Origin of the sequence: Embleya scabrispora (genome assembly GCF_002024165.1) — a bacterium.
In the GTDB taxonomy this organism is placed as follows: Bacteria; Actinomycetota; Actinomycetes; order Streptomycetales; family Streptomycetaceae; genus Embleya; species Embleya scabrispora_A.
In genome coordinates this window covers 5,447,291-5,464,194 of the sequence record NZ_MWQN01000001.1, presented here as the reverse complement: position 1 = coordinate 5,464,194, position 16,904 = coordinate 5,447,291, and the positions used below count along the sequence as shown (strand labels likewise).

General features: G+C 71.7%; 12 protein-coding genes. 8 read left to right on the top strand and 4 right to left on the bottom strand.

Going from position 1 to position 16,904, the window contains the following annotated elements; genetic code table 11:
* Window positions 1–239: 239 nt before the first annotated feature.
* Window positions 240–1,538, bottom strand: coding sequence for a DUF5685 family protein (locus B4N89_RS24130; protein ID WP_078977897.1), 1,299 nt, complete (start codon window positions 1,536–1,538; stop codon window positions 240–242).
* Window positions 1,539–1,684: 146 nt separating this feature from the next.
* Here B4N89_RS24130 and B4N89_RS24125 point away from each other — a divergent pair, with 146 nt between their 5' ends.
* The 3 genes from B4N89_RS24125 (at window position 1,685) to B4N89_RS24115 (ending at window position 5,074) form a co-directional block, all read left to right on the top strand.
* A complete protein-coding gene (locus B4N89_RS24125) occupies window positions 1,685–2,227 on the top strand; it encodes a low molecular weight phosphatase family protein (protein WP_161500800.1) in 543 nt (180 codons plus the stop codon).
* 158 nt (window positions 2,228–2,385) lie between these two features.
* The gene (locus B4N89_RS24120; RefSeq protein ID WP_161500799.1) at window positions 2,386–4,113 is read left to right on the top strand and encodes a penicillin-binding transpeptidase domain-containing protein; all 1,728 of its coding nucleotides are present in this window, start codon (window positions 2,386–2,388) and stop codon (window positions 4,111–4,113) included.
* A gap of 79 nt (window positions 4,114–4,192) precedes the next feature.
* Window positions 4,193–5,074: an acyl-CoA thioesterase gene (locus B4N89_RS24115; protein ID WP_078977894.1), complete on the top strand. Its 882-nt coding sequence runs from the start codon at window positions 4,193–4,195 to the stop codon at window positions 5,072–5,074.
* A 14-nt stretch (window positions 5,075–5,088) separates the two neighbouring features.
* Here B4N89_RS24115 and B4N89_RS24110 read toward each other — a convergent pair whose 3' ends face one another.
* Window positions 5,089–6,462, bottom strand: a complete 1,374-nt coding sequence (locus B4N89_RS24110; RefSeq protein WP_078977893.1) for an NADP-dependent succinic semialdehyde dehydrogenase — start codon at window positions 6,460–6,462, stop codon at window positions 5,089–5,091.
* Between the two features lie 149 nt (window positions 6,463–6,611).
* On the opposite strand from B4N89_RS24110, the gene B4N89_RS24105 reads away from it, so the two are divergent.
* The gene (locus B4N89_RS24105) at window positions 6,612–6,947 is read left to right on the top strand and encodes a glyoxalase superfamily protein (protein ID WP_078979588.1); all 336 of its coding nucleotides are present in this window, start codon (window positions 6,612–6,614) and stop codon (window positions 6,945–6,947) included.
* A 15-nt stretch (window positions 6,948–6,962) separates the two neighbouring features.
* Here B4N89_RS24105 and B4N89_RS24100 read toward each other — a convergent pair whose 3' ends face one another.
* A complete protein-coding gene (locus B4N89_RS24100) occupies window positions 6,963–9,977 on the bottom strand; it encodes an NACHT domain-containing protein (RefSeq protein ID WP_078977892.1) in 3,015 nt (1,004 codons plus the stop codon).
* Between the two features lie 1,276 nt (window positions 9,978–11,253).
* Window positions 11,254–12,162 (bottom strand): helix-turn-helix domain-containing protein, encoded by a 909-nt coding sequence (locus B4N89_RS52665; RefSeq protein ID WP_321170708.1) that lies wholly within the window; start codon window positions 12,160–12,162, stop codon window positions 11,254–11,256.
* A gap of 143 nt (window positions 12,163–12,305) precedes the next feature.
* Between B4N89_RS52665 and B4N89_RS24090 the strand changes: the two genes are divergently transcribed.
* The 4 genes from B4N89_RS24090 (at window position 12,306) to B4N89_RS24075 (ending at window position 16,820) form a co-directional block, all read left to right on the top strand.
* A complete protein-coding gene (locus B4N89_RS24090; RefSeq protein ID WP_078979587.1) occupies window positions 12,306–12,965 on the top strand; it encodes an FMN-dependent NADH-azoreductase in 660 nt (219 codons plus the stop codon).
* On the top strand, window positions 12,965–13,285 hold the full coding sequence (locus tag B4N89_RS24085) for a DMT family transporter (protein WP_078977891.1): 321 nt from the start codon (window positions 12,965–12,967) through the stop codon (window positions 13,283–13,285). The genes B4N89_RS24090 and B4N89_RS24085 overlap by 1 nt, the downstream gene beginning before the upstream one ends.
* A 124-nt stretch (window positions 13,286–13,409) precedes the next feature.
* Complete coding sequence (locus B4N89_RS24080; protein WP_235618754.1) at window positions 13,410–14,246, top strand: ABC transporter ATP-binding protein; 837 nt, start codon at window positions 13,410–13,412, stop codon at window positions 14,244–14,246.
* 9 nt (window positions 14,247–14,255) lie between these two features.
* On the top strand, window positions 14,256–16,820 hold the full coding sequence (locus B4N89_RS24075) for an ABC transporter permease (RefSeq protein WP_078977890.1): 2,565 nt from the start codon (window positions 14,256–14,258) through the stop codon (window positions 16,818–16,820).
* Window positions 16,821–16,904 lie beyond the last annotated feature (84 nt).

Sequence of the window (16,904 nt, the reverse complement as noted above, 5' to 3'; positions counted from 1 at the left end):
CACGACACCCGGTCATCGCTGATCGTGGTTGGGCGGCGAAAGCAGGGTCAATCGGACCGAAGATGCTTTGCCAAGACGTTACGGTTGGGCGTTTTTACCGTCGAATGCCAGTTCGGGGATTTTCTAGGCTTTCCGACACCTTGTCGGATACGCCACTCCCGGCGGGAGCGCCCGGGTGCGGGTCGGCACGAGCGCCCGCGAACAGATCGGCGCGAGCGCCCGCGCGCGGTCGGGCGCGCTCAGCAGCCGCAGTCGCACGAGCAACACTCGCAGCATTCACAACAGTTGCTGCAGCAGTCGCATCCCTCGCAGCAGTCCCCGCAGTCGCACTTGTGGCAACACCCCTGCCGCTGTTGACCGGTGCACGGATCCTCGAAGGTCTCCCGGCAACACCACTGGCAGGTACAGCACAACCCGGCCCAGATCGCACAGGCGACGAACACGTTGTGTCCGCCGGGCGGCGGCGGGGGCGGGGTGGGGCCGCCGGGCGGACCCCACGGGCTGTTCGGGTCGTACGGGCTGCCGGGCGGCGGCTGGGTGGGTGTCTGGTTGGGCGGCTGGTTCGGCCAGGACCCGTCGGGGCGTGCGGCGAGCCGGGGTTCGGCCCGCTCGCCGTGCTTGGCGCAGCCGCCGCCGTGTTTGCCGCCGACCGAGCAGGAGGGTTTCTCGACGGGGAAGCCCGCGTGCCGGAACGACCGGTCGATCGCCTCGTCGACCTCGTGCACGAGCAGTCGGTGGGCGAGCGCGCCGGTGACGAACTCGACCTCGGCCAGTGCCAATCGGATCCCGGTCGCCGCGTCGCGGCACAACCGGTACGCCTCGTCCGGCCCGGTCCCGGTGGCCAACAGCGGGTTCCACGCGCCCGCCGCCCGGTCGGCGTGGATGTCCTCGACCGCGTCGAGCAGGTGCGCGAGCCGGCCGAACAACCGGCCCGCCTCGGCCAACGACTCGGCGTTGTCCGGCCGTTCGGCAAGCACCGCCGTGTGCGCGAACGCCGCGCCGGTGGCCGTCTCGGTCGGCTCGGTCACCACCAGCACCGACACGCCCGGCCCGGCCAGCGCCTCGACCTCGACCTGCCGGTCCACCGCCTCGACCATCACCGCCGTATCGAAGCCCACGTCGAGCGCGGTGCCCGCACCCTGCCGGGCCCAGCGCTCGGCGACCCGGCGCGCGCCGCCCGCGACCGCGCGCCGCCGGTACACCCCGTCGCCGTCGTCGATGTGGTCGCGCATCTTCGCCGACGCGAGCACCAGGGACACCGCGCCCGCGAGCCGCGCACCCTCGCCCATCGCCACCTCGGCCCGGCGCATCGCGCGCAGCGGACAGGGGCCGGCCTTGCGTCGTCCGTCCGCGGTCGGCCGGGCGGACTGCGCCTCGACCAGGACCGAGATGATCAACCCGTCGTAGTTGGTGGCGACGCGCGCAGCCTGCCCGTGGTCGTCCCGCAGCGCCAGGCACATGCCGCACAGGTGCGCCATCCACTCGCTCTGCAACTTCTCCGACAGTCGATGCCGGCACGGCCGGATGATCCCGAACAAGCCCTCGCCCCATTTCCTGCGCCGATTCCTGGCCCCCTCAGCGCGGTCAGCCTACTGATCACCCGTCATCCCCGTCCGGGTCCGACCGGGAATCCGGCCCGGGGGCGGCCCGAGGACCGCGCGCGCGGCGTTCTAGGATCCGCGGCGTGACTGCATCGGTGCTGGTCGTATGTAGCGGGAACATCTGCCGCTCCCCCGTCGTCGAGGCCATGCTGCGCGGCCGGTTGGCCGGGTCCGCGCTGCCGAGCGAGGTGTCCTCGGCGGGCACCATCGACTGGAACGCCCGGCCGATGGCGGACAACAGCGCCCTGGTGCTGACGGAGTACGGCATCGACGCGCCCGCACACCGCAGCCGCAAGCTCACCGCCGACCTGCTGCGCGCCGCCGACCTGGTGATCGGCATGTCCCGCGAGCACCACTGGGCGATCGACGCGCTCGCCGCCGACGCCCTGCCACGCACCTTCCTGCTCGGCGAACTGGTGCGCCTGGGCGAGGCGTTCGGCCCGCGCCGCGCGTTGCCGCTCGCCGACTGGGTGGCCGGGGTGGACGCGCGGCGACCGGCGAACCGACTGGCCCGTCCCGGCGACGAACTCGACGACCCGATGGGCGAGCCGATCGAGTCGTTCCGGGTGATGGGGGCGCGGGCCGACGACCTGACGACCCGGCTGGCGGCGCTGCTGACGACGTGATCGCGGGGCGTCCGCCTCGGGCCGCCGAACGGCTCGCCCTTCGAACACGTGCGCTTTCCCCTCGGTGACAAAACGGCCTTTGAGCCCACCGACTCTTTGGCGGGCCCGTAAACTCACGCCCCTGCCGCCGGAGCCGGTGGCATCGCATGGGGGTGGGCATGCACGACGCGGAGCACAACCGGAGCGAAGCGCGCGACGACCGTGAGTACGGCGGCCGATTAGGCGGCTACGAGGACGCGGACCACGGCGGGGCGGCCCGCCGGAGCGGTTGGATATTCCTGGTCCTGGCGTTGGTGTTGGTCCTCGGCACCGGCTATGGGGCCTACTCGTTCCTCCGGGAGGACGACGCCTCGACGCCGACCGCGCGGTCGAGCGAGACCGCAACCCGGGCCGAGCAGAGCCCGCGCAACGCCGCGCGGTTGTTCCTCGGCGAATGGCAGGCGGGCAACTGGGCCGGCGCCGCCCGGCTCACCAGCGACGCGACCGCCGCGTCCACGGCGCTGTCGGCCCTGAACGACGGGCTGAAGGTCACCGCCCGCACGCTGACGATGGGCGAACCGGCCCCCGCGCGACCGGACGGAACGGTCCCGGTGCCGTTCACCGCCAAGTTGACCCTCGGCCACGCCGGCGACTGGTCGTACACCGGCTCCCTCGACGTGGCCAAGAGCGCGGATCGCGGCTACCTGGTCGCCTGGTCCCCGGCCGCGCTGCACCCGGAGCTGACCGCGGGCACCTCGCTCGAACTGGCGCCCAACCAGGACGGCGTGGGCGGCGACGTGCTGCGGGCCAAGGACGGTACGGCGTTGTCCGCGACCGACAACCCGTCCCTGGCGGCGATCCGTACCGGCCTGGCGAGCAAGGCCAAGCCCGGCGAGCAGGCCAAGCCGGGCGGCGTGGTCCGGCTGGTCGACGCGGCCACCCGGACCCCGGTCAGACAACTCGCCACGCTCGGCGAGCCGGTCACCGCCGCGCCCCGGGACGGCGGGATCACCACCACGCTCGACGCGAAGCTCCAGACGGCGGCCGAGCGGGCGGTCAAGGGCGAGTCGCGGACCGCCTCGCTGGCGGCGGTGCGGATCAGTACGGGCGAGATCGTCGCGGTGGCCAACAATCCGGCCGCCGGCCAGAACAACGCCTTCCTGGCCACCACCCAGCCCGGCTCGACGCTCAAGATCGTCTCCGCCGCCACGCTGCTGTCCAAGGGTGTGGTGGGCCTCGACGAGAAGGTGGGCTGCCCCGAATCGGCCGACGCGGGGGGCATGCGGTTCACCAACTCCGAGGGCCGCGCGTTTCCGGAGGGCAGCTTCAAGGTGGCGTTCGCCCAGTCCTGCAACACCACCATGGCCAACCTGTCCGGCAAGCTCACCGGCGCGGACCTGTCCACCATGGCGCACGACTGCTTCGGCATCGGCGGCGACTGGAAGACCGGGATCGTCTCGTTCGACGGCCGGGTGCCCGCCGCGTCGAACGACACCATGAAGGCCGCGAACATGATCGGCCAGGGGCAGGTACAGATGAACCCGCTCACCATGGCCTCGGTGGTGGCCACCGCCAAGTCCGGCACCTTCCGCCAGCCGCACCTGCTCACCGACCAGGAGGGCCTGTGGCGGGCCCCGCGCTCGTTGTCCCCCGCCGTGAGCGGGCAGTTGCGCACGCTGATGCGCGCGGTGGTCACCGAGGGCACCGCGCACGCCTCGCTCGGCGGCCTGGGCGGCGACGTGGGCGCCAAGACCGGCACCGCCGAGGTCGGCGGCGGTCGGCCCAACAACGGTTGGATGGTCGCCTACCGCGGCGACATCGCGGTGGCGGTCTGGGTGGAGGGCGGGGTGACCGGCGGGCAGTCGGCCGGGCCGATCGTGAAGGCGTTCCTGAGTGCGGCGGGCTGAGCGACGGAGCGGCCGGCGCAGCGGGGGCGCCGGCGGTCGTCGACGGGCTGAGCGACGCCCCGCGCGGCCGTAGTCCATCATGGGCAGGGTGAGCGAACACGATCTTGCCGACGAGGGCCCGGGCCGGGCCGAGACCTTCCTCGACCTGCTGCGGCTGGAGCAGGTCGAGGAGAACATCTTCCGCGGCTGGTGCCACGCGGGCGCCCCGCTGCGCGCCTTCGGCGGCCAGGTCGCCGCACAGGCCCTGGTCGCGGCGGGCCGCACCGTGGTCCCGGAGCGGCACGTGCACTCGCTGCACAGCTACTTCCTGCGCCCGGGCAGCACCACGGCGCCGATCGTGTACCAGGTCGACCGGGTCCGCGACGGGCGCTCCTTCGCGACCCGGCGCGTGACCGGCGTACAGCACGGCGCGGCGATCTTCACCCTGTCGGCGTCCTTCAAGGTGGCCGAGGAGACGCCCGGACACCGTCGCGCGATGCCCGACGTACCGCTGCCGGAGGATCTGCCGGACCCGTACGAGAAGTTGTCCGCCGAGGAGCGCGCGCACTACGAGGAGTCGCAGACCCGGCTCCTGATGGACCTGCGCTTCGTCCCGGAGGACCGCTCGTCGGGCACCCACATGGTCGACGGCATCCCGCACCAGCGGGTGTGGATGCGCGCCGCCAAGCAGCTGCCCGACGACCCGCTGCTGCACGTGTGCGGGCTGACCTACATGTCCGACCTGACCCTGGCCGGCACCGCCGCGAAGCCGTACATCACCAACCCGGCGACGCTCCAGATGGCCTCGCTCGACCACGCGGTGTGGTTCCTGCGCCCGTTCCGGGCCGACGAGTGGCTGCTGTTCGCCCAGGCGTCCCCGTCCGCGCAGGACGCGCGCGGTCTGGCGATGGGCGAGTTCTACAACCACGACGGCGTGCTGGTGGCCTCGGTGGTGCAGGAGGCGGTGATCCGGCAGCGGTAGCGCCGACGCGCCGCTCAGCCCACCCAGACCGTCTTGGCGTTGCAGAACTCGCGGATGCCGAGCGCGGCGAGTTCGCGGCCGTAGCCGCTGGACTTGATCCCGCCGAAGGGCAGCTCCGGGTAGGACGTGACCATGCCGTTGACGAACACCGCCCCGGCGGCCAACTCGGCGATGCAGCGGGCCTGTTCGTCCTCGTCGGTGGTCCAGGCGTTGGCCCCGAGGCCGAACGGTGTGGCGTTGGCGAGGTCGATCGCCTCGTCGAGGTCGGCGACCCGGTACAGCCCGGCGACCGGCCCGAACACCTCCTCGGTGTACATCCGCATGTCCGGGGTCAGGTCGGCGACCACGGTCGGCGGGTAGTACCAGCCGGGGCCGGCCGGACGCTCGCCGCCGCACCGGATCCGGGCGCCCTTGGCCCGGGCGTCCTCGACCTGCTCGGTGACGTCGCGCAGCCCCTGCTCCTGGGCGAGCGGGCCGACGTCGGTGCCCTCGGCGGTGGGGTCGCCGACCCGCAGTGCGGCCATGTTCGCGGTGAACGCCTCGGCGAACGCGTCGTAGACGTCGGCGTGCACGATGAACCGCTTGGCCGCGATGCAACTCTGCCCGTTGTTCTGGGTCCTGGCCGTGGTCGCGGTCCGCGCGGCGGCCTCGACGTCGGCGGAGGGCAGCACCAGGAACGGATCGGAGCCGCCCAGTTCGAGCACGGTCTTCTTCAACTCGCGCCCGGCGATCGCCGCGATCGACCGCCCGGCCCCCTCGCTGCCGGTGAGCGTCGCGGCCACCACGCGCGGGTCGGACAACACCCGCTCGACCAGCTTCGACCCGATCAGCAACGTCTGGAACGCCCCCTCGGGAAAGCCGGCGCGGGTGAACAACTCACCCATGTACAGCGCGGTGCGCGGCACGTTCGACGCATGCTTGAGCAGCCCGGTATTGCCCGCCATCAACGCCGGCGCCGCGAACCGCATGGCCTGCCACAACGGAAAGTTCCACGGCATCACCGCCAACACCGGCCCGAGCGGCTCATACCGCAGATAGGCCCGCCGCGCCCCCACGGCCTCGGCATCGGCCGGCTCGTCCGCGAGAAACCCCGCCGCCCGCTCGGCATAGAACCGACACAGCCGAGCACACTTGCCCACCTCGGCCCGAGCGGCAACAAGCGTCTTCCCCATCTCGGCGGTCATGACCGCCGCAACCTCGTCCCGCTCCGCATCCAGGATGTCGGCAACCCGCCGCATGGCCCGGGCCCGAGCCTCATACGAGTCCCCCCGATGCCCCCGAAACACCTCATCGGCCCGCCCGATCCGGGCATCGATCTCAACCTCCCCCATCTCGGCGAACTCCTCGATCACCTCACCGGTAGCAGGATTGACGGACGCGATGGCCATGGGTCCTCCACGGATGCGGATGGTGCGTGCGCTGGGCACCGAGCGGGCCGCCCGGGCCTCCGCCGAGCCGTTACCCTCTGGCCCCCGGATGACACGGCACTCGGCGAGGAACCGGCCGGATGTCGGAGTGGGATGCGAGGGTGTCTGTTATGAGGGAACAAGCCATCCCGATCCTGCGCGTGGTCGACGCCGCCGAGTCCGTTGCCTGGTATGGCCGTCTGGGGTTCGTCAAGCGGTGGGAGCATCGCTTCGAGCCGCACTTTCCGGCCTTCGTGGAGGTCGCGAGGGGTGAGGTGAAGCTGTTTCTCAGCGAGCATGCGGGCGATGCGAGCCCGGACACGCTGGTGTATGTGTGGGTCGCCGATGTGGATGAGGTGGCCCGTGAATTCGGCGTGGCGGTGGAGGAGCAGCCGTGGGCGCGGGAGGTGCACCTGCGGGATCCGGACGGGAACCGGTTGCGGGTGGCGACGCCGTCGGAGGAGTAGGTCCGGTCGAGGGGGTCAGTCGAAGTCCGCGGTCACGTCCAGTTCGAGTCGGCCTTCGGTGACCCGGTCGGCGAGCGCGCCGAGGTGGTCCCGCTGTGTCTTGTCGATCCGCAGCCACTCCAGGGCCGGGAGGTCGGCCAGGGGGCTCAGGTCGGTTACCGGGCACGCGGCGATGCCCACGTGGGTAAGGCGTGGCAGGTCGATCAGCGGGGAGAGGTCCGTCACCAGGGATCCGTCGATCAGCAACGTTTCGAGCGTGGGTGAGTCGCGTAGTGCGCCCAGGTCGGTGGCCGGGGTGGAAACCATGCCCAGCATGCGCAGGTTCGGGTACTTCGTCAGACCCGACAGGTCTCGAACGCCCGTGTCGTGTAGATAGATGTGGCTCAGGTTCGGCGCCTCCGGCAGGACGCGCACACTCCCCACCAAGCGGTCACCGTTGAAGTGCAAGGCGGTGATCCACGGCAGGGGGGCCAACAGCGCCGGCTCCGCGCGCTGTGCGGGGCCGAGCGTCAACGAGGTGACCTGCGGCAGTTCGGCCAGCGGGCCGAGGTCGGTGATCGAGGTGTCGGCGACTCCGAGCGCATCGAGCCGCGGAAGCGCGGCGAGCGCCGACACGGGAAGCTCCGACAGTTCGGCCGGGAGGTTGATGCTCCGCACGTCCGGACGTCCGGCGAGCAGTCCCAGAGCCGCCGGATCGGGGATCGGCACATGACAGTCGTCGATCCTGACGTGGGTCAAGACCGTTTCGTAGTAGCGCTCCCGATCCGTGAGGGTTTCCCACATTCCCAACAGTTGCAGGCGGATCCGGGTCGAGTCCCGGTCACACAATCGACGCAGCAGCGGGATCGTCGCCTCGCCTCCGATTCGGCGCGCCACCCGCACGATATTCGTCGCGATCTCGTCCGAGACTCGCTGCGTCCGGGTCAGGTCCGCGAGGAGATCGAGCACGAACTCCCCCGCGGTGGCCAAATCCTCCGCCGCACGCGCGTCCTGCGGAGGCAGCAGCTTGGCGGTCTCCTCCCGGAACCGGGCCGCGGGCTCCGGGTCCACCATGCCCGCTCCGGACACACACGCGACGCCGAGCAGCCACAACCGGGCACGATGCTCCTCGTCCGTCTCCGCTCGCGCGATCAAACCGTCCAGCAACTCCCGCTGTCGCGACGGGTCGTCCTGGGTCCGGGCGACCGCCATGATCAGGACGTCGTGGTAGAGCGGGTCGTGCGCGTGGTTGATCAGATGGTCGACGTGCTCCGAGCGGATGATCTCCAGTGCCGCCAGGTAGTCCTGGAAGCTCGCGTGCCGGAACTCGAGGACGGCCGACTCCGGTTCCTGGAGGAGGCCGCTGCGGTCGACCAGGCTGTCCAGCACCTCCCGTGCGGTGTAGGGCGGTTCGGTCGTCTGTCGGAAACGGGTCAGCGCGTCGGTCACGCAGGACACCGCGACCCGATCCGGGATCGACCGGCGGCCGTTGAGCGTCATCCACATCGCCAGCGCCGCCAGTATCTTCTCCATCTGCGTCGGCTGGAGACGCACCCGGCCGGTGGAGATGCGCCGGGCTCGTTCCCGGCCGCCGAGCAGCATCGCCATCGCCGAGCGGTACAACTCGGTGCGGCCCTCGGGGAGGGCCTGGTCGGCGTGACGGTGCAGGGCGCACATCAGCGCGCACAACAGCGGGTTCGTGCCGAGTCGGGCCAAGTCCCGGCGGCTGTCCAGGGTGTGCTTCAACTGCTCGGCGCAGGCCGCGAGATCGTCCGGGTCTCCGGGCTGGGCGCGGTGCCAGCGGTCGACGAACAGTTCGACCTGCGCGCTCGACATGGGCTGGAGTTCACCGGCGACGAAGCCCGCCTGCCGGAATCGCCGATGCCGTCGCTCGGACAACACCCGGGGTCGGGAGGTGAGCAGGTAGGCCGCGTCCGGGTAGTCCACACACAGCTGTTCCACCCAGTCGAGAGCGTCCGCCCGGTGCTCCTCGGGCAGTTCGTCCAAGCCGTCGACGAAGACCACGGCCCGCCCCGCCCGCAGCCGGCGGGCCGCCCACCCCGGCGGCTGCTCGCCGCCCAGCGTCGACCCGGACGCGGTGACGAAGTCGGCGACATCGGGCAGCACCAGCCGGTCGTCCACCACCATCGCCCGCAGTTTCAGCAGGAACGGCACGCGCCCGGCCCAGGACGCCAGCCGGTCCGGGAGATCGCCCGAGGCCACATGCACCGCGAGCCGGCGCAGCAGCGTGCTCTTGCCCGACCCGGCCGGGCCTTCGAGGACCAAGCGGTCGCGGCGGGCGAGCGCGTCCTCGAGGAGGCTGCGCGCGGTGTCCGCCTGCACCGCCTCGTCGTCCCACCGCCGCAGCGGCCCGGGTTCGCGGCGGGTCTGCACCACGAGGCTCACGTAGGCCGTGGTCAACTCGTATGTGCTGTCCTCGGGGTCGAGTTCGGTCACCCCGAACAGCCTGGCCCGGTCCAATTTCGCCCGGAGGCCGGCGCGGTAGCGTCGGGCGAACTCCTCGTCCACCGCCTCCGCTTCCGGCACGCGGCGTAACAACTCGGCCTGGCCGGACGCCTGTTCGACCATGGTCCGGGCCAGGAATTCCGGCTGCTTGGTGAAGAAGTCCACGATCTGCGCGCAACACTCGTCGAGCAACACCCCGTACAGCGGCGCCGCGCGCTCCGCCGACGCCTCGGCGCGGGCCTCCATCCGGCCCCGCAGCGCGGCCGGATCCAGGCCCGCGGCCTGGACGTCGTCCATGGTCACCGTGCCGCCGAGGGTACGCACGACCGCCGCGACGATGCGCTCACCCTCGGCCGGCGCCAGGCGGGCGAAGTCCGGCTCGACGTCGGCCAGTCGAAGGGTCAGCGTGCGGGTCAGCCGATCCACGTCGGCGGTACGCACCTCGCGCCGCTCCCGCCGCCGCGCCACCCGCCCACCCATCCGCACGGGCACGTCCACGAGCCGCGCCCCCGCCGGCGGCGCCGTCAACCGCCGCAACGCACCCCCGATCGCCGTCGCCAACAACCGCCCCTGCACCGGATCCACCGCGCTCCGCCCCGATCCCCAGGTCGCCCGTGCACTCCAAGCCGTGACACCCAGTATGAGCGCCCGATGGTTGAGTCGCCTGGGCTTGACGAACGGGCCCCGCGCTGGGCCGTCGAGCGGGAACCGGGGCGCAGGGGCGGGTTGGGGCGAGCGCGGATGGGTGGAGCGATGGGCGGAGAGATGGGTCGCGTGTGGGGTGGTTGGGACGTTTTGGTGCCGATGGAGGCGTCGTTTTGGCTGGGGCGGGGCGGGGTGGGGCTGGGCGGGGTGGTGCGGTCGGGGCGGGGCGGGGCGGGGGTCGCGGGGTGAGGCGCGGCGGGGTGGAGTTGCGGGGTGAGCGGGGCGGGAAGCCGAAGGCGCGAAGTGAGCGGCGCGAGAGCCGAAGACGCAGAGCGAGCAGCGGGCTGGGCCGGAGTCGCGGCGGGAGCAGCGCGAGAGCCGAAGACGCAGAGCGAGCACGGCAGGAAGCCGAAGGCGCGAAGTGAGCAGCGCGAGAGCCGAAGACGCAGAGCGAGCACGGCAGGAAGCCGAAGGCGCGAAGTGAGCAGCGCGAGAGCCGAAGACGCAGAGCGAGCAGCGGGCTGGGCCGGAGTCGCGGCGGGAGCGCAGGGGCGGGCCGGAGTCGTGTTGGCGGCGGCGGCTTTTTGTTGGGCGCTCCGCGCCGGCTCGCGAGGCACCGCTTTTCTGCTCCCCCGCTTCGCTCCTCCGCAGAAAAGCGGCACCCCGCTCGCGGCTGTGCGCCCCTCCGCTTCGCTCCGGGTCGCCCAGCCCAAAAGACAAGCGGCGGCTCCGCCGCTCTCCGCGCTGCGCGCGTCGATCGCGTGGGCGGCCTGGGTCGTGGGCGCTGACGCGCCACGGGGGTGAGGGGCGGGGAGGCCAGGCTCGCGACACGACGCGCGTCCCACCCCACCTGGCCACCGCCGCGATGTGGGCCTTGCCCGGTGGGCCGAGTCGTTGGTGCATCCCGTCGGCGCGTCAGCGCCCACGACCCTGGTCGAGGTGGTGATCGACGCGCGAAGCGCGGAGAGCGGCGGAGCCGCGGTTTTGTGGGTCGGATGGCCCGGAGCGAAGCGGAGGGACAGCCGACCCCGAGCGAGGGGCCGCTTTTTCTCGGAGGAGCGAAGCGGGGGAGAGAAAAAGTGGTCCCTCGCGAGCCGGCGCGAAGCGCCCAATAAAAAGCCGCCGCCGCCGACACGACTTCGGCTTCCCGCCGTGCCCACTTCGCGACTCCGGCCTCCCGCCTTGCCCGCTTCGCCTCTTCGGCTTTCTGTCGCGCTCACCCCGCGACTCCGCCCCCGCCGCACCTCACCCCACGACTCCGCCTGCCCTCTGGCTCGCCCCACGACCCCGACTCCCCGCCGCGCCTCACCCCAGCACCGCGCCTCACCCCCGATCCCCCTCCCGACACACACGCCGGCGACCCCCCGCCCCCGCCCCCGCCGCCCATCCACCCGACCTGCACCCACCCCCTCACCTCACCCCCCGCCCCAACAACCGCCGCCCACCCCCCAGCACCGAAACCCCCACCCAGGCACGGCTCCGCCCCCCTACCCCACCCCCACCCCCTCCCCCACACCCCCGCCAACATCGCATGCGCCAGTGCCGTCAGTGTTGCCTTGATCCGGGTCGGTTCGATGTGCTGGTCGCGTTGGCGGCGGTACAGCTCCGGGGCCAGCGGGGCGAGGAGCACGTCGGCGAGGGTTGTCGGGTCGGGGGTGTTCGCGGCCAGGATCCGTACGTGCGTGTGCCAGAACGCGTACGCGCCCGTTCGGTAGCGGGCGCTGCCCGCCTCGGCGCCCAGGAGCAGGTGTACGTGCCGCTCCAGCAAGTCGACCATCGCCGCGTAGAAGGCCGCCAGGCGGGCCGCCGGGTCCGGCTCGTCGGGACCCAACGGCGGTGCGCCGCGCAGGATCTCGTGTTGCAGCGCGCGCTCGTGTTCGTCGAGGAGGGCGCGGGCGATGGAGGCCCGGTCCGGATAGCGGCGATAGAGCGTGCCGCGGCCGATGCCGGCCGCCTTGGCGATGTCCTCCATCGTGACCTCGGCCGGATCGCCGGTCGCGAACAACTCCTCGGCCGCGGCCAGCACGCGGGCCCGGTTGCGGGCGGCGTCCGCACGTTCCCGTGGCGGCGCCGCACCGTCCGCGGCGACCGGGAGACCGGTGAGCAAGTCGGTGCGTTTCGTCATGATCCCCACCCTAACCAGCAAGTGGACACGTCGTCCATTTATCCGAGGCGGCGCGGCCGATTAAGTGGACGGTCCGTCCGCTTGCCTGTTATGGTCGCGTCGATGAAGCGGACAGCCCGTCCACTTAGCTCTCGGGAGTGACCATGCCTCGCCTGCTCCACCTCGACTCCAGTGCCCGCGCCGACTCGTTCTCGCGAGCCCTGGGCGCCGCCTTCGCCGACGCCTGGCGCGGCGCGCGGTCGGACGCCGAGTACACCTACCGGGACCTCACCGCGCGGCCGGTCCCGCCGATCGACCAGGCGTGGACCGAGATCTGCGACACGATGTTGCGCGAGGGGATCACCACGATCGCCGACTACCCGCAGGCCGTGCGCACGCCCGAGCAGCGCAAGGCGTGGGCCACGGTCGAACCGCTCCTGGCCCAACTGGTCGCCGCGGACGTCGTGTTGATCGGCGCGCCGATGTACAACTTCGGCGTGTCCGCGCAGCTCAAGGCGTGGATCGACCAGGTCACCTTCCCGAAGATGTCGCTCGCGCCGCGTCGTTTCGTGGTCGCCTCCGCACGCGGCGGGTCGTATCTGCCGGGCACCCCTCGGGCCCCGTTCGACCACCAGACGCGCTATCTCCTGGACTTCTTCACCGGGCACTACGCCGTCACGGACGCGATCGTGCTCGGTACCGAACTGACCAACTCGCTCGTCGACCCGGCGCTGGCCGGGCGGCTCGAGCAGCACCGTTCCTCGCACGCGGAGGCGCTGGAGCGCGCCGCGGAACTGGGACGCTCACTCGTGGAGGGGTACTGATGGCGTGGTTGATCCTGCTCGCGGCGGGCCTCGTCGAGGTCGTGTGGTCGCAGAGCATCAAGCCGACCGAGGGATTCACCAAGCCGCTGCCGACCGTGATCTGCTTCCTGCTCGGCGCGACGGCGGTCTATCTGCTGTCGGTGGCCATGCGGGACCTGCCGGTGGGCACCGCGTACGCCGCGTTCACCGGGATCGGGACCGTCGGTGCGATCACCCTCGGCATCACCATCCAGCACGACGCGCTGAGCGCGGGACGGATCGCGGCGCTGGCGCTGATCGTGGGCGGGTTGGTGCTGGCTCGCCTGACATCGACGGCGTGACAACAAAGGAAATCCTGGATGCAACTTTAGTGACAGCGGTGGCCACGTTCGCGGCTATCGGGCGCACCCGCCCGGGGCGAAGGCTGGGGAGGTAGTCAGGACCCCACCGCAAGGAGCACCCCGCATGTCTCCCGGAATCCGCCGGCGCCCCCCGACCCCGACCTCCCCGTCGGGTGGGCCCGCCGAACCCGACGCGTACCGGCGCATCGATCACGAGGATCGGGCCAAGGGCAGTGCGGCCAGTTCCCGAGCGCTGACCAAGTGGTACGGCGAGGGTGAGACCCGCGTGGTCGCGCTCGACGAGGTCGACGTGGAGATCGGCCGCGGCAGGTTCACCGCGATCATGGGCCCCTCCGGGTCCGGCAAGTCCACCCTCATGCACTGCCTGGCCGGCCTCGACTCGGTGACCTCCGGACAGAGCTGGATCGGGGACACCGAGATCACCGGGCTCAAGGACCGGGACCTGACCAGGCTGCGGCGGGATCAAATCGGCTTCATCTTCCAGGCCTTCAACCTGCTGCCCACGCTCACCGCGTTGGAGAACATCACGCTCCCGATGGACATCGCGGGGGTCAAGCCCGACAGGGCCTGGCTCGACACCGTCATCGAGACCGTCGGCCTGCGGGACCGGCTTCGGCACCGGCCGAGCGAGTTGTCCGGCGGCCAGCAGCAACGTGTCGCGTGCGCCCGCGCGCTGGCGAGCAAACCGCAGATCATCTTCGGCGACGAGCCGACCGGCAACCTCGACTCGCGCTCCGGCGCCGAGGTCCTGGGCTTCCTGCGCAGCAGCGTCTACGACCTGGGCCAGACCATCGTGATGGTCACCCACGATCCGAACGCGGCCTCCTACGCGGAACGGGTGTTGTTCCTGGCCGACGGTCGGGTCGTGGACGAGATGTTGTCGCCGACGGCCGACACCGTGCTCGCGCGCATGCAGCGCTTCGCCCGCTCCGCGAACTGAGGCGCCGACATGCTCAAAGCGACGTTCCGCAGCTTCCTGGCCCACAAGGCGCGGATGATCCTGTCCGCGCTGGCGATCCTGCTCTCGGTCGCGTTCGTGGCCGGCACGCTGATGTTCACGGACACGATCGGCAAGACGTTCAACGAACTCTCGCGCACCGCCGCGGCCGATGTCACGGTCAAGCCGAAGAAGGAGTTCCGGGAGGACCGGCTCGGCAAGAGCGGCCAGCAGCCGACCGTGCCCGATTCGATCGTCGCCGCCGCCCGTTCGGTGCCGGGCGTGGCCGACGCGCATCCCGACGTCACGGTCACCAACGTGATCGTGGTCGACGGAAAGGGCAAGAAGGTCGGGCTGACGTCGGACCCCCAGGTACAGGCGGCCGACTGGTTCCCCACCAAGCAGTCCTCCGTCGTGCTCGCGGACGGGAAGGCGCCGCAGGGTCCCGGCGAGGTGATCCTGGACAGCGACTCGGCCGACCACAACAAGGTGCGGTTGGGCGACAAGGTGCACGTGGTCGCCGCGCCCGGCGCGTTCGACGCGACCGTGGTCGGCCTGGCCGACTTCAAGACGATCAACCCCGGCACGACCATGCTGTTCCTGGACGGCGCCGCCGCCCGTGACCGGCTGCTCGGCAAGCCGGGCGTGGTGACGTCGGTATCGCTGACCGCCGAGCCCGGCGTGGACCAGAAGGAGCTGAAGGCGCGGGTCGTCGCCAAACTGGGCGCGGACGTCGACGTCAGGACCCGCACAGAGGAGGCCGACGACGCCTCGGCCGATCTGGGCCAGGCGCTCGACGTGATCAAGTACGCGCTGCTCGGCTTCGCCGGCGTCTCGCTCCTGGTCGGCACGTTCCTGATCTTCAACACCTTCTCGATGCTGGTCGCCCAGCGCACGCGCGAGTTGGGCCTGATGCGCGCGATCGGCGCCGGTCGGGCCGACGTGAACCGCTCGGTGCTGGTGGAGGCGACGCTGCTCGCGGTGGTCGGCTCCACGCTGGGGCTGCTCGGCGGACTCGGCCTGGCCCAGGGCCTGTTGACGCTGATGAAGTCGCTCGGGGTCGACCTCAAGGGCGCGCCGCTGGTGATCAAACCCGCGACGCCGATCATCGCCTACACGGTGGGGGTCGTGGTGACCCTGGTCGCCGCCTACCTGCCCGCGCGCCGGGCGGCCCGGGTCAGCCCGATGGCGGCGCTGCGCGAGGCCGGCGCGCCGCCCGTGAAGTCGTTGCGCGGGCGCGCCGTCGGCGGCACCGCGGTCACCGCGCTCGGCGCGCTCGGCCTGGCGATCGGCGCCTCCGCGACCAAGCTGGACGCGGCGCACGGGCTCGCCCTGGCCGGCGGCCTCGTCGGCACCCTGGTCGGCTTCATCGTGCTCGGGCCGGTTCTGGCCCGCGCCGTGATCCCGTGGCTCGCCGGGGCGTTCCCGCGCCTGTTCGGCACAGTCGGCCGGCTCAGCCGGGAAAACGCGCTGCGCAATCCGCGCCGCACCGGCGCCACCGCCGCCGCGCTGATGATCGGCGTGGCGCTGGTCGCCTCGTTGTCCGTAGTGGCCACGTCGATGAAGGACTCGGTGGGCAAGCAGATCGACCAGCGCCTGGGCGCCGACTACACCCTGGAGAGCGACGGCGGGCTCAACTTCTCGCACGACGTGGCCGAGACGGTGCGCAAGGTGTCCGGCGTGAGCAATGTGGTGCGCCAGCGCGAGACCGAGGCGAAGGTGCTGTTCAACGGATCGTCCGAGAACATCACGGTGACCGGGGCGGATCCGGGCATCGACGCGATGTTGAAGCAGAAGTACACCGCCGGATCCGCCCCCGACGGGCTCGCCCCGGGTCGGATCGCGCTGCCCAGGTCCTACGTGAAGAAGCACGACCTGGGCGTCGGCGGCACGGTGACGCTGCGCACGCCCAACGGCCGGACCGCCGATCTGCGGGTGGGTGCGGTGATCGACGACGAGGGCATCGGTGTCGCGAGCGCCGGCTCCGGCGCGGTCGGCCTGGACACGCTGGCCAAGCTCGTCCCGGACCTGCTCGACTCGGTGATCATGGCCAACGTCGCCGACGGGGCGAAGAGTTCGACCGTTCGGGCCGCGCTGGAGGCCGCGCTCAAGCCCTACCCGCAGGTACAACTGCGCGATCAGGCCGACTACAAGCAGACGGTGCAGGATCAGACCAACATCATTCTGCGGCTCGTCTACGGCCTGCTCGGGTTGGCGATCATCATCGCGATCCTGGGGGTGGTGAACACCCTGGCGCTGTCCGTGATCGAGCGCACGCGCGAGATCGGACTGCTGCGCGCGATCGGCATGTCGCGGATCCAGCTGAGGCGGATGATCCGCCTGGAGTCGGCGGTGATCGCCGTGTTCGGCGCGGTCCTGGGGCTGGCGCTCGGGGTCGGCTGGGGTGTCGCGGCGCAGCGCATGCTCGCCTCGCAGGGCCTGGACGTGCTGACCGTCCCCTGGGGGACGATCGTCGCGGTGGTCGTCGGCGCCGGGGTGGTCGGCCTGCTCGCCGCCCTGCTGCCCGCGCTGCGGGCCTCGCGAATGAACGTGCTGGCCGCGATCTCCACGGAATGACCGCGGGCCGATGATCGACAGTCCCACGAGCTGCGGCGGTGCGCCGGCCTCCTGTGCCGGCGCACCGCCGGTGCCGTTCGCGCG